The 13,412-nt window shown below is 62.7% G+C and carries 13 protein-coding genes; 12 read left to right on the plus strand and 1 reads right to left on the minus strand.

The genetic code is table 11. The features are described 5' to 3' along the window. Positions 1–174 precede the first annotated feature (174 nt). The 8 genes from AC0L2K_RS20365 to AC0L2K_RS20400 all read left to right on the plus strand — a co-directional run bounded on the left by AC0L2K_RS20365 (position 175) and on the right by AC0L2K_RS20400 (position 8,919). Positions 175–693, plus strand: coding sequence for an A24 family peptidase (locus AC0L2K_RS20365; RefSeq protein WP_128169871.1), 519 nt, complete (start codon positions 175–177; stop codon positions 691–693). A 208-nt stretch (positions 694–901) separates the two neighbouring features. Beyond that, the gene (cpaB, locus tag AC0L2K_RS20370; protein ID WP_128169872.1) at positions 902–1,714 is read left to right on the plus strand and encodes a Flp pilus assembly protein CpaB; all 813 of its coding nucleotides are present in this window, start codon (positions 902–904) and stop codon (positions 1,712–1,714) included. Continuing rightward, entirely contained in the window at positions 1,711–3,228 is a 1,518-nt protein-coding gene (locus tag AC0L2K_RS20375) for a type II and III secretion system protein family protein (RefSeq protein ID WP_128169873.1), read from the plus strand. The genes cpaB and AC0L2K_RS20375 overlap by 4 nt, the downstream gene beginning before the upstream one ends. Positions 3,229–3,242: 14 nt before the next feature. After that, positions 3,243–3,971 (plus strand): CpaD family pilus assembly protein, encoded by a 729-nt coding sequence (locus AC0L2K_RS20380; RefSeq protein WP_128169874.1) that lies wholly within the window; start codon positions 3,243–3,245, stop codon positions 3,969–3,971. 49 nt (positions 3,972–4,020) lie between these two features. Further along, positions 4,021–5,304: a CpaE/TadZ family protein gene (locus AC0L2K_RS20385; RefSeq protein ID WP_287064846.1), complete on the plus strand. Its 1,284-nt coding sequence runs from the start codon at positions 4,021–4,023 to the stop codon at positions 5,302–5,304. A 29-nt stretch (positions 5,305–5,333) separates the two neighbouring features. Further along, complete coding sequence (locus AC0L2K_RS20390; protein WP_473532150.1) at positions 5,334–6,848, plus strand: CpaF family protein; 1,515 nt, start codon at positions 5,334–5,336, stop codon at positions 6,846–6,848. Positions 6,849–6,877: 29 nt separating this feature from the next. Continuing rightward, the gene (locus AC0L2K_RS20395) at positions 6,878–7,891 is read left to right on the plus strand and encodes a type II secretion system F family protein (RefSeq protein WP_473532151.1); all 1,014 of its coding nucleotides are present in this window, start codon (positions 6,878–6,880) and stop codon (positions 7,889–7,891) included. Between the two features lie 11 nt (positions 7,892–7,902). Then, entirely contained in the window at positions 7,903–8,919 is a 1,017-nt protein-coding gene (locus AC0L2K_RS20400; RefSeq protein WP_473510188.1) for a type II secretion system F family protein, read from the plus strand. 220 nt (positions 8,920–9,139) lie between these two features. Here AC0L2K_RS20400 and AC0L2K_RS20405 read toward each other — a convergent pair whose 3' ends face one another. Further along, positions 9,140–9,961, minus strand: coding sequence for a tetratricopeptide repeat protein (locus tag AC0L2K_RS20405; RefSeq protein WP_473532228.1), 822 nt, complete (start codon positions 9,959–9,961; stop codon positions 9,140–9,142). A 121-nt stretch (positions 9,962–10,082) separates the two neighbouring features. Here AC0L2K_RS20405 and AC0L2K_RS20410 point away from each other — a divergent pair, with 121 nt between their 5' ends. From AC0L2K_RS20410 to AC0L2K_RS20425, 4 genes are all read left to right on the plus strand, one after another. Then, positions 10,083–11,447, plus strand: coding sequence for a leucyl aminopeptidase family protein (locus AC0L2K_RS20410; protein ID WP_473532152.1), 1,365 nt, complete (start codon positions 10,083–10,085; stop codon positions 11,445–11,447). 66 nt (positions 11,448–11,513) lie between these two features. Continuing rightward, positions 11,514–11,864 carry a MarR family winged helix-turn-helix transcriptional regulator gene (locus AC0L2K_RS20415; protein WP_027151718.1) on the plus strand — a complete coding sequence of 117 codons (351 nt, stop codon included), beginning with the start codon at positions 11,514–11,516 and terminating at the stop codon, positions 11,862–11,864. Between the two features lie 93 nt (positions 11,865–11,957). Continuing rightward, positions 11,958–12,818: a C40 family peptidase gene (locus AC0L2K_RS20420; RefSeq protein ID WP_473532153.1), complete on the plus strand. Its 861-nt coding sequence runs from the start codon at positions 11,958–11,960 to the stop codon at positions 12,816–12,818. Positions 12,819–12,969: 151 nt separating this feature from the next. Further along, complete coding sequence (locus AC0L2K_RS20425) at positions 12,970–13,335, plus strand: endonuclease domain-containing protein (protein WP_473532229.1); 366 nt, start codon at positions 12,970–12,972, stop codon at positions 13,333–13,335. Positions 13,336–13,412: the final 77 nt, after the last annotated feature.

Genomic DNA, 13,412 nt, shown 5'->3' on the forward strand with positions numbered 1-13,412 from the left:
CTGCCCCGGCCCCGGCCCCATAATAACTGCGCTCAGTTGTTTCCAGATAGGGGCCGCCGCACTGGCGGCCCCTATCTATTCATATCGCACGATTTGAATTTTCGGCCTCACCAATCGTTAATCGGACATGCCTAGGCTGGGGCCAGGCACAGTTTGACCACAGGCGCCGCGTCCATGCTTGAAGCCCTGATCTTCGTTGTCTTTCCGTTCTGCATGCTTTTCGCCGCGATCTCCGACATGCTGTCGATGACGATCGCCAATCGCGTGCCTGTGCTGCTTGTCGGCGTCTTCGCCCTGGTCGCGCCGCTGACCGGCATGGACTGGGCAAGCTATGGCTGGCATTTTGCCGCCGGCGGCCTGGTCCTCGCCGTGACCTTCGGGCTGTTCGCGCTCGGCGGCATGGGCGGCGGCGACGCCAAGCTGCTGGCCGCCAGCGCCGTCTGGATGGGGCTGAACATCCACCTCGTCGACTACCTCCTGGTCTCGACCGTCATCGGCGGCCTGCTGACGCTCGCCATCCTCGCCTATCGGAAATCGCCGCTTGCGGCCGTGACAAGCCACAATCCGTTTTTACGCCATTTCGCCGACGAGACATCAGGCGTTCCCTATGGCATTGCGCTTGGCATTGGCGGCCTGCTCACCTTTCCGGCTTCGCCGTTGATGGCGTGGGCGCTCGCAAGCCTGGCGGCGTGATTCTTCCCGCGTCAGGCCAGCCTTTCCCATTCGATTTGGAGTTGGAGCAGGCGGCTTGGCCGACTTTTTACGGGCCGGACCGGATGCTTCAAATTTATGTAAACCTTAAATTAAGCACGATCGTAAGTATTAAATTAACCTTGTTTTGACGATTGCCGCTGCATGGTCCGGCTTGGCTAGGTTGTTTGCCAAGGCGAGGTTCGGACATATGCCAGCATCCCGACTGATCATTCTAGGCGTGGCAGTCGCCGCGGCGGGTGGCGCAGGATATGTCGCAAAAAACATGGTGGCGGCGCCGCCGCCTCAAATCGTCGATTCCGGCCCCGAGGCGCCGGCAATCGCGCTGCAGGACGTGCTTGTCCTGTCCGGCGACGTTCCGATGGGCGGTCCGCTCGCGAACAACATCACCTGGCAGTCCTGGCCGGCCAACGGCATCAACGCGAATTTCATCACCCGCGCCGCCGAACCCGATGCGCTGGAGAAGCTGAAAGGCGGCGTCGCCCGCGTGGCGATGTATGCCGGTGAGCCGCTGCGGCGCTCCAAGCTGATTGGCGAGGGACAGAGCTTCATGTCGTCGATCCTGCCCTCGGGCATGCGGGCGGTCGCCACAGCCGTATCGGCCGATACGTCGGCCGGCGGCTTCATTCTTCCCAACGATTTCGTCGACGTCATCATGACCCGCAGAGCCGATCCGGCAGCCGGCGGCAGCGGCTTTACCACCGAGACCATCCTCAAGAATATTCGCGTCCTGGCGATCGACCAGACCATCCAGGAGGACGAGGAAGGCAAGCGGACCAGGGTCGGCCAGACCGCCACGCTGGAACTGACACCGCAGCAGGCGGAAATCATCACCGTCGCCCAGCAGATGGCGGATCGCCTGACATTGGCGCTGCGGTCGATCACCGACACCCAGGAGAAGAATCTGGGCGAGGCCGACTATCTCGTTTCCGGCAATGGCCGGCGCGGGACAGTGCGCCTGATCAAGTCGGGCGAAGTTTCAGAAGTGGGAGCAAGGCAATGAGGTTAAACGCTCCGGTCACACTGGCTGCGGCAATCGGCCTGTTCCTGCTTGGATCGAATGCGCATGGCCTCCTCGAGGCGAATGCGGCAGGCGCCGAGGTGTCGGCTTCGACCGCCACCCAGCGCGTCAAGCTCGGTCTCAACAAATCGGTGGTCATCGACCTGCCGAGTGATGCCTATGATATTCTCGTCGCCAACCCGGCGGTCGCCGATGCGGTGACCCGCACCGCCAGGCGCATCTATCTCTTCGGAAAGGCGGTCGGCGACACCAACATCTTCGTCTTCGGCCCCAATGGCGAACAGATCGTCAGCCTGGATCTGGCGGTCGAGCGCGACGTCGCCGGGCTGGAAGACTATATCAGGCGCTTCATACCGTCATCGAGCATCACGGTCGAATTGCTGAACGACAATGTCGTCCTGACCGGAACCGTGGACACTCCGCTGGATGCCAAGCGCGCGGTCGATCTGGCAACCATCTTCGTCTCCGGCGGTGAAGCGACCACGGGACAGTATTCGCAGACCGCCTCCGGCGGCTCGGCCGAGGCCGGTGTCGACATCGACAATCCGGATTCCGAGCGTCGCGTCAGCCAGATCGTCAACCTGCTGCAGATCATCGGCGACGACCAGGTGACGCTGAAAGTGACGGTGGCCGAAGTCAGCCGCTCGGTGATGAAGCAGCTCGGCGTCAACCTGATCGGCAGCGGCAGCAGCAATGGCATCAGTTGGGCCGCGATAAGTGACAACTTCGCCGGCCTGGGCAAGTCGCTGTCAAACTCTGGCCTGGCTATCGGCACCTCGACGCTGGACGCCTACATCAACGCCATGGAGCAGTCAGGCGTCATGAAAACCCTGGCCGAGCCGACGTTGACGGCCGTATCCGGCGAGAAGGCGACCTTCAAGGTCGGCGGCGAGTACAATATGGTGACCGGCGTTTCCCAAGCCGTGTCCGACGATAACCAGACCGGTGTGAAGACGTATGAAATCGAGAAGCTCGAATACGGCATTGGCCTGGAATTCCAGCCGGTGGTGCTGTCTCCCGGCCGCATCAGCCTGAAGGTCAGGACGTCGGTTTCCGAGCCGACAACCGAGGCATCGGTATCGTTGTCAGAGGGTGTAACCAGCCCCGGCACGAACGTCCTGTCGCTCCGCAAACGCTTGGCCGACACGACGGTGGAGCTGCCTTCCGGCGGCTCGATGATGATCGCCGGCTTGGTACGGGACGACATCAGGCAAGCCGTCAACGGCCTGCCTGGGCTGACCAAGATTCCGGTGCTCGGCACGCTGTTCCGCAGCCGGGACTTCGTCCGCAACGAGACCGAGCTCGTCATCATCATCACGCCCTATCTGGTGAAGCCGGTGACGCGCAACGCCCTTGCCAAGCCGGACGACAATTTCAACGCTGCCAGCGATGGCGCCGGCATGTTCCTTGGCCGTGTCAATCGCGTCTACGGCACCATGCAGACCGACAAGCCCAACGGCCGTTATCACGGCGTTGTCGGCTTCATCTACAAGTAAGCGGGGAAGCAGACATGTCTCAGTCAGCGTTGAAGCCAAGGACGATCACCGCAGCGATGCGGTCCGGCCGTTCGCGGATCTGCCTGCCGGTCCTGGCGGTTGCGGTCGCCGCATTGCTGGCGGGCTGCGCCAACCGGGACAGCATCACGGTCGGCGCTGTTCCGGACGACTATCGCACCAACCATCCGATCGTCATTGCGGAGAAAAACCAGAAGATCGACCTTCCGGTCGGCGCCGGCGATCGCGGCATGACCGGGTCGCAGCGCGACACGCTTCTCGGCTTCCTGGATGGCTATGACAAGAGCGCTGCTCCGACCCTGACGATCTCGATCCCGAGCGGTTCGGCCAACGAGATCGCCGCGACCGCGGCCGGTCGCGATTTCGCCAGGCTTGCGATTGCCAGCGGCATCAGCCGCAACCGGATCGTCATCACCACCTACCAGTCGGTTTCGGCCGAAGCGTCCGCCCCGATCCGCGTCGCCTATGTCTCGGTGAAGGCACAGACCGACAGGTGCGGACGCTGGCCCGAAGACCTGATGCAGACCTCGGAAAACAAGCACTATGCCGATTTCGGCTGCTCGTATCAGAACAATCTTGCCGCCCAGATCGCAAATCCGACCGATCTGCTCGGGCCGCGCAAGCAATCCGATATCGACGCGGAAAATCGCGGCGCGGTAGTCGACGTCTACCGCCAGAGAGGCATTTCGGACGAATTCCTCGGCAATTCGGAAGTCGAGTATTGAGCTCGAGCCGCCCAAGTCACGGGAAGACAAGTCACGGAAAGAAATGACAATGAGCAATCTTGCCTACGACACGGCGATAGATGGCGGCGATACCTCTCAGCAGGATGCCGCCGCCATGCAGGCGTTGCGGCCGATCCCGCGCATCTCGATCCAGGCATTTTGCGAGACCGAGGGCGTTGCCAATCCGGTCGAGCGCGCCGGCGAGGATCGCCGCATGGCGAAGGCCCATCTGAAGGTCCATATGGGTGGTGTCGCCACCGCCATCGAATTCTACCAGTCGGCGCCGACACCGAACCTGATCCTGCTGGAATCGCGCAGCGAGCCGAAGCAATTGCTCGAGCAGCTCACGCAGCTCTCCGAATATTGCGATCCGACCTCGAAGGTCGTGGTCATCGGCCACTACAACGATGTCGGGCTCTATCGCGAGCTCATCCGCTCCGGCATTTCCGAATATGTCATCGCGCCGGTATCTATGGCCGATATCGTCAGCGTGATATCGACGATCTTCGTTGATCCGGAAGCCGAGCCGATCGGCCGCTCGATCGCCTTCATTGGCGCCAAGGGTGGCGTCGGCTCCTCGACCATTGCCCATAATGTGGCTTGGGCGATGTCGTCGCTGTTCAAGTCCGAAGTGGTTGTCGCCGATCTCGACCTGGCTTTCGGAACGGCCAACATCAATTTCGATCAGGATCCGGCGCAAGGCATTGCCGAAGCCGTTTTCTCACCGGAGCGCCTCGACGAGGTCTATCTCGATCGGCTGCTTGCCCAGTGCGCCGAGCATCTGTCGCTGCTTGCAGCGCCTTCAACGCTCGATCGGGTCTACGATTTCGACCCGGAGGCTTTCACCCAGCTTATCGACACGGCGCAGCGCAGCGTGCCGCTGCTGGTGCTCGATGTTCCGCACGTCTGGACGGGCTGGACCAAGAACATACTGGTCAAAGCCGACGAGATCGTGATCACGGCGACGCCGGAGCTAGCCAATTTGCGCAACACCAAGAATCTGGCCGACATGTTCAAGCGGCTTCGCCCGAACGATCCGCCGCCGAAGCTGATCATCAATCAGGCCGGCGTGCCGAAGCGCCCGGAGATTTCGTCGTCCGACTTCGCCGACTCGCTCGGCCTGTCGCCGATGTCGGTCATTGCTTTCGAGCCGCTGCTGTTCGGAAACGCCGCCAACAACGGGCGCATGCTCGGCGAAATGGATGCCAGGAACCCGGTTGTCGGCATTATCAACGAGATTGCGCATGTGCTGACCGGGCGCAGCGAAATCAAGGCAAGAAAGAAAGCGGGCCTCGGCAATCTCCTTGGCAAGCTCTCGCGCGGCAAGAAGTGATGCTTCCGGAGCGGAATTGGTAATCGATCATGTTTGGTAAAAGAGGCAGCGACGACGGCAGCCGATTCACCCCGGAATTCCGTCAGCCGGCACCTGCGCCTGCCGCGCCGGCGGCAAAACCTGCGGAAACGACGGTTCTTGCCAAGCCCGCACCGCCGCCATCTGGCACACCTGGCGCGTCTGCTGCGCCGCCGCCCGTGCGCCGTGCGGTCGAGGCGCCGCCATTGGCCCCGGAGCCGAAAAAGCTCCAGCGCCAGAAGAGCGAAACCTATTACGACACCAAGAGCCAGGTCTTTGCCGCGCTCATCGACACCATCGACCTGTCGCAGCTCGCCAAGCTCGATCCCGAAAGCGCGCGCGAGGAAATCCGCGACATCGTCAACGACATCATCGCGATCAAGAATTTCGCGATGTCGATCGCCGAGCAGGAAGAACTGCTCGAGGACATCTGCAATGACGTGCTCGGTTACGGGCCACTGGAGCCGTTGCTCGCTCGCGACGACATCGCCGACATCATGGTCAACGGCTCCAAGGACGTCTATATCGAGGTCAACGGCAAGGTCGAGCAGACCGGCATCCGTTTTCGCGATAACCAGCAGCTCCTCAACATCTGTCAGCGCATCGTCAGCCAGGTTGGCCGCCGCGTCGATGAATCGAGCCCGATCTGCGACGCGCGCCTTCCCGACGGCTCCCGCGTCAACGTCATCGCGCCGCCGCTCGCCATCGACGGCGCCGCTCTCACCATCCGCAAGTTCAAGAAGGACAAGCTGACACTCGACCAGCTGGTCAAGTTCGGCGCCATTTCGCCGCCCGGCGCCGAGATTCTCAAGATCATTGGCCGCGTCCGCTGCAACATCGTCATTTCAGGCGGTACCGGTTCGGGCAAGACGACGCTGCTCAATTGCCTGACCAACTATATCGACCGCGATGAGCGCGTCATCACCTGCGAGGACTCGGCCGAGCTGCAACTGCAGCAGCCGCACGTCGTGCGTCTGGAAACCCGCCCGCCCAACCTCGAGGGCGAGGGTGAGGTGACCATGCGCGATCTGGTCAAGAACTGCCTGCGCATGCGGCCCGAGCGCATCATCGTCGGGGAAGTGCGCGGACCTGAAGTGTTCGATCTTCTGCAGGCGATGAACACCGGCCACGACGGCTCGATGGGCACGATCCACTCGAACAGCCCGCGCGAATGCCTGAACCGTATCGAATCGATGATCGCGATGGGCGGTTACACGCTGCCGCAGAAAACCGTGCGTGAAATCGTGGTCGGTTCCGTCGATGTGATCATCCAGGCCGCACGCCTGCGCGATGGATCGCGGCGCATCACCCACATCACCGAGGTGATCGGAATGGAGGGCGACGTCATCATCACGCAGGACATCGTTCTCTACAACATCAAAGGCGAGGACGCGAACGGCAGGCTGCTGGGCGAGCACGTTTCGACAGGCATCGGTCGTCCGCATTTCTGGGAGCGCGCCCGCTACTATGGCGAGGAACAGCGCCTCGCCAATGCGCTCGAGGCGATGGAGAAACGCGCTGACTGATCCATTTGGAGGCGTAGGGGCCAGGGCCGATGTTTGGAATTGACGGCACCGTGCTGGCATTCGTCGTGCTCGCCGGCTTCAGCGCCGGCGCGGTCGCCTATGCTTTTCTGTTCAACCGGATCAGTACCGAAAAGCAGGTCGGCAGGCGGCTTGAAACGATCAAGACCGCCGAGACGGATGGTGCCGTCGTCAAGGCTTCTCGCGATCGCGTGGCGGAAGCGGCCAAGCGGCGCAAATCGGTTCAGGATTCACTGAAGGACCTCGAACAGAAGCACAAAACCAGCCAGAGCCTTGCCAAAAAGCCGCCTCTGAAGGCCCAGATCCGTCAGGCGGGCATGAAGGTCTCGCTCGAGCGCTTCTATCTCTACTCGGCGGTTTGCGGCGTCGTCCTGACGTTTCTCGCCTATTTCGCCGGTGCGCCTTTGTATGTCTTGCCGGGTGCGCTGCTGGTCGGTGGCCTCGGGCTGCCACGCTGGTTCGTTTCGTTTAGCCGCGCCCGCCGGGTCAAGGCGTTCCTCAACGAATTTCCGAACGCGCTCGACATCATCGTACGTGCGGTCAAATCCGGCCTGCCGCTGAACGACGCCGTCCGCCTGATCGCCAATGAATCGCCCGAACCGGTCAAGACCGAGTTCCGCCGCATCATCGATTCGCAGCAGATGGGCCTATCGATCCCCGACGCCAGCATTCGCATGGCCGAGACGATGCCGTGCACCGAGGCGAGCTTCTTTGGCATCGTCATCCAGATCCAGTCCCAGGCCGGCGGCAATCTGTCCGAGGCCCTGGGCAATCTTTCGCGCGTGCTTCGCGACCGCAAGAAGATGAAGGCAAAGGTCCAGGCGCTGTCGATGGAAGCGAAGGCGTCAGCGGTGATCATCGGCGCCTTGCCCTTCGTCGTCGCCTGTCTCGTCTACCTGACAAGCCCGAACTACATCATGCCTTTGTTCACCACCAGCGTCGGCAATCTGATCCTCGGCTGCTCCGCGGTCTGGATGTCGATCGGCATCCTGGTGATGCGCAAGATGATGAACTTCGAGGTTTAGGATTTCACCGCATGACCGAGAACGTCGTCAAAACCCTTACCGATCCGGCATTTCTGATTGCCCTGCTGGTCGGCATTGCGGTGTTTGCCACCGTGTTCACGCTGCTGCCTGCCTTTGGCGGAAACCAGCTCAAGGCGCGCATGAAATCGGTGGCGCTGGAGCGCGACGAACTGCGCGCCAAGCAGCGTGCGCGGCTTGCCCTCGATGCCGATCGCCGCCGCAAGGGCCTGCGCGAGCAACAGTCGATCGGCATGCGCAATATTGTCGACCGGCTGGACCTCAGGCGCGCCCTGGCCGATGAAGGCACCTTGCAGAAACTCAAGGTGGCTGGCTTCCGCGGGCAGAATCCGTTGACGCGTTTCCTTTTCTTCCGTCTGATCCTGCCCTTTGTCGGCTTTGCCCTGGCTGCGATCTATCTGTTCGTGCTCGGCGGGTTGCCGGAGCAGCCGCCTCTCATCAAGTTGTTCGTCTGTATCGTCGTCGCCTATGCCGGTTTTTACGCGCCGGTGCTCTATGTCAACAACCGCGCCACCAAGCGCAAGCAGTCGATCCAGATGGCGTGGCCGGACGCGCTCGACCTGATGCTTATCTGCGTCGAATCCGGCATGTCGGTTGAGGCGGCGTTTCGTAAGGTCGCCGACGAGATCGGCGCGCAGTCGGTGGCGCTTGCCGAAGAGTTCATCCTGACCAATGCCGAGCTTTCCTATTTGCAGGAACGCAAGCAGGCCTACGAGAACCTTGCAAGCCGCACCGGCCTGGAATCGGTCAAGTCGGTGTCGCAGGCGCTGGTCCAGGCCGAGCGCTACGGCACGCCGGTGGCGCACGCGCTGCGCGTGCTTGCCGGCGAAAGCCGCGACATGCGCATGAACGCCGCCGAGAAGAAGGCCGCGGCCTTGCCGCCGAAGCTCACCGTGCCGATGATCCTGTTCTTCCTGCCGGTGCTGTTCGCCATCATTCTGGGCCCCGCCGGCATCCAGGTCAGCGAGCGCGGCATTTTCGGCGACCAGCCGGCATCGAGCAGCCAGTAATGCATTCTTGACAGGTCGGCGCTGCCCCTCATTGCCCTGCCGGGCATTTCTCCCCGTAAACGGGGAGAAAGTAGCTGGATGCCCCTCGGCGCCCTTCCTGCAATGCTTGTCGTTGGCGAAACCGTCGACGACGGGGCTTTCTCCCCGTCACTATACGGGGAGAAATGCCCGGCAGGGCAATGAGGGGCAGCGCCGACATCGATATGTATGGCAGGCGCGGTCAGTTGGTGGCGGGCTTTGTCTTGTCCTGGTCCTTGAGCTGGCTCCAGGCGTTCTGCTGGGCGAGCATCTGGCGAAGGTAAGTCACGTTCGCCTGCGCCTGTTCGGACGACAGCTCCTGCGAGGCGATCGTCTCGGCCTCGTCGAAGCGGCCCTGCAGGCCGACGACCAGCGCCAGGTTCTGGCGGACGCGGCTGTCGGCATTCGGCTGCTGGGCGGCCGAGCGCATATAGGTTTCGGCCGTGCGCAGGTCACCTTCCAGAACATAGGACATGCCGAGATTGGAAAGGATCGAAGGTTCGTTCGGCTTGAGGTCAAGCGCCTTGCGGTAATTCTGGCGCGCCCCGTCTCTCTGGCCAAGCTGGTCGAGAATAGCGGCTTCCGCCGACACCAGCTTCCAGTCGGGATATTCCGGTGTCTGCGCGCGGCGCACCGCATCGAGCGCCGGCTCGAACTGCCCGTTGGCGGCAAGCGCCTTGCCATAGGCGGCGAGCACGTCTCGGTCTTTCGGCAGCACGATCGCCAGTTTGCGCATCACGGCGAGCGACTGGTCGGCGTCGCCATCCATTTGCAGTGCCGCGGCATAATTCGTCGCGATCCGCTTGTCGTTGGGGTTCTTGGCGTAGGACTGGCCCAGCGCGATCGTCGCCTTGTGCAACTCGCCGGCCGACATGGTTTCCAAGGGTTTGCCGCTGGGGCGTCCGATCGAGCCGGTCGTCAACTTGCTGGTTCCGCAGCCTGCAACGCTGGCCGCGAGCGCTATTATGAACGCCGTGGTGATCAGCCGCTTCCCCGTGGCGTTCGTCATGCGGTTGGTCGGCATCTGCACCAGGGCCTCCATTCGTCAAATTGGCTTTTACGTGGCCATCTTCCCTCCCGCAGAAATATTCTGTTAACCCTAACGGATCGTTAAACGCGCCGACTCGGAAGCCGGAGACCGTCGAATGCCAGTCGAACTCATCGAGAGAGAACTGAAGACCACGCTGCCGGTTCATCTGGTGGCGAAGGATAGACTGGATGCGGCAGGGCTTGCCTCCTCCTCGCTCGCCTGGGCCAGGGCCAACGGCTTTTCCGGTCAGGCCGGGAGGACGCTGATCCTGCCCGGCGAAAACGGCGGGCTTGCCGGCGCCCTGTTCGGCACGGGCGATGGCGAAGGCGCGCTTGCCATCGGCGCGCTGGCGAGAGCCTTGCCCGCAGGCGACTGGCATTTCGCCTCCACGCTGGCCGAGCCGGAAATCGCGGCCATCGCGTTGGCGCTCGGCGGCTATGTCTTCACCCGCTACGGCAAAAAGCCTGGCAAGACGCTGCGTTTCTCGCTGCCGCCCGGCGCTGAAGCGGCTTACGTTCGCCGCATCGCCGATGGCGTTTTCCTGACGCGCGATCTGGTCAACACGCCGACCAGCGACATGGGACCTGACGAGCTGGAGAAGGCAGTTCGGACGCTGGCCGGGACGTACGACGCCGAAGTGTCGGTGACCAGGGGCGACGACCTGGTCAAGAACAATTTCCCGATGATCCATGCGGTCGGCCGCGCTTCCGTCGGCGCACCGCGGCTGATCGACATGATCTGCGGACCGGAGAACGCCCCGAAGGTGACGCTGGTCGGCAAGGGCGTCTGCTTCGACACCGGGGGTCTCGACATCAAGCCGTCCTCGGGCATGCTTTTGATGAAAAAGGACATGGGCGGCGCGGCCAACGTGTTGGGCCTCGCCTCGATGATCATGGCCGCCGGGCTGAAGGTCCGGCTGCGTGTGCTGATCCCGGCGGTCGAAAATTCGATTGCCGGCAACGCCTTCCGGCCCGGCGACGTGTTGGTGAGCCGCAAGGGCATCACCGTCGAGATCGGCAACACCGACGCCGAGGGACGGCTGGTGCTGGCGGACGCCTTGGCTCTGGCAGACGACGACGAGCCGCAACTGCTGATCGACATGGCGACCTTGACCGGGGCTGCTCGCGTCGCGCTCGGTCCCGATCTGCCACCCTTCTACACCGGCGACGAAGCGCTGGCCTCCGACCTGGCTGCGGCCTCCGTCGCAGTCGAGGATCCACTGTGGCGCATGCCGCTGTGGAAGCCCTATGCCGCAAAGCTGTCGTCGAAGATCGCCGACATCAACAATGTCACGTCAGACAGTTTCGCCGGCTCAATCACCGCGGCGCTTTTCCTGAAGCGCTTCGTCGAGAAGACCGCCGCCTGGGCGCATTTCGACATCTTCGCCTGGAACCCGTCCGATCGTCCGTACGGTCTCGCCGGCGGCGAGGCGCAAGGCATCCGCGCGCTGGAAAGGGTCATCTCGAAACGCTACGCCTGACGCTGCGGTGCAGGACAGTCTCGTGACTGAAACGGAACCGAAACAATTTGCCGTCATTGTGGCCGGATGTCGATTTCGATGCGCCCGAGCCAGGCCTTGCGACTGTGGCAGCAGGTGATGCTGCACCAGGTGCGCGACGATGCGCCGGACCTCACCATGCGCCAGACGGCGATCCTGTTCACGATCTATCTCGATCCACCGCCGCATACAGTGCGCGGCCTCGCCGCGCGGCTCAATGTCACCAAGCCGGTGATCACCCGGGCGCTCGACACGATGGGCGCAATGAAGCTGGTTTCTCGCCATCGCGATGAGCTCGACAAGCGCAACGTGCTGGTCAAGCGAACCGTAGAAGGTGCTCTCTTTGTCGAGCGCTTCGGCGATGTTATCATTGCCAGAGCCCAGGAATTGCCGATCTAGAGCAGGATTCCGAACCGCAGGTCAGCGAAGCAAAGCAGCACCGTTTTCGGAAGAGACCATGCTCCAACACCAAGCCAGAGCCGAGTTGCCGATTTGACCGTCAGGGATGCCCGCCTTCACGCCTTCCGTTCCGATCTCGCCGATATCAGGCTGAAAGGCGAGGTCGCCGCCGATCGCTTCGTCGCCGGGCGGCCAGCGCGGATTTCAGCCGCAGTGGCCGATGTCCGCAAGGCGCCGCGGCCGGATGCCGGTGTCAACACGCAAGCCCTGTTCGGCGACGACGTCCTCGTCTTCGAAGATGCCGAGGGCTGGGCCTGGATCCAGTCGGACCGCGACGGCTATGTCGGCTATGTCGCCGACACCGTGCTGGGCGGACGGGACCATGCGCCCACCCATGTCGTCTCGGTGCCGCGTACCTTCCTCTATCCGGGATCTGATTTGCGGCTTCCGCTGAGCGGGCAGCTGTCGATGGGATCGGCGCTGACGGTGACCGGCGCGGCAGAAACGCGCGGCACGCATTATGCGCTGCTGCCGTCCGGCGAGGCTGTCATATCAGGCCATCTCAGGCCTCTGGGAGAGCCGGCTGCCGACTATGTCGCGGTCGCGGAGGCTTTTCTCGGCACGCCCTATCTGTGGGGCGGCGCCTCCGGCTTCGGCATCGATTGCTCCGGCCTCGTGCAATTGGCGATGCACATGACCGGCAGGCAAGTGCTGCGCGATTCCGACATGCAGGCGGCGACCATCGGCGAGCCGCTCGACCCGGGTCCGGATCTTGCCGGGTTGCGGCGCGGCGACCTGGTGTTCTGGAAAGGCCATGTCGCTGTCATGACCGACCCGGAAACGATGATCCACGCCAACGGCCACACCATGCTGGTCTCGCGTGAAGGGTTCAGGCAAGCCCTCGCCCGCATCGGCTATCTCTATGGCGGTCCGACAGGGTTTAGGCGGCCGTAGCGCAAGCGCTTTTCCTTCTCTAATCACCAACGTTGCAGGATGGGCGGCCAAAGCGAAGCTGCCGATCTCCCCCCAAGTGGGGGAGATGTCCGGCAGGACAGAGGGGGGCGCCGTAGAGCGCCAACCTCAATACGGACCGAGCACTGACCAAATGCCTCACACGCCACTGCCTCCGCGAAATCGCGCAAATGCCAAATCGATGCGCAAAGCCATGACCGACGCCGAACTGAAGCTTTGGAACGAGCTTCGCGCGCATCGGCTGATGGGGCTTGGCTTCCGCCGACAATTTCCGATCGCTGGTTACATCGTCGACTTCGCTTGCCCGGACAAGAAGCTCGTCGTCGAAGTCGATGCTTCGCAGCATGCCGAAGCCAATACAGGCGACGAGGCGAGGACAAAGCGTCTGGAACGGGATGGCTGGACCATCCTGCGCTTCTGGAATGACGACGTCATTCGTGACATCGACAATGTCTGCCAGCATATTGTCATCGAGGCGGGGCTCGCCGGTGCGACTTGATACGCCGGCGCGAGGCGCCCCCTCTGTCCTGCCGGACATCTCCCCCACAAGGGGGGAGATTGGCAGTTTCGCTCTGG

The sequence above is a fragment of the Mesorhizobium sp. WSM4817 genome (genome assembly GCF_055811135.1).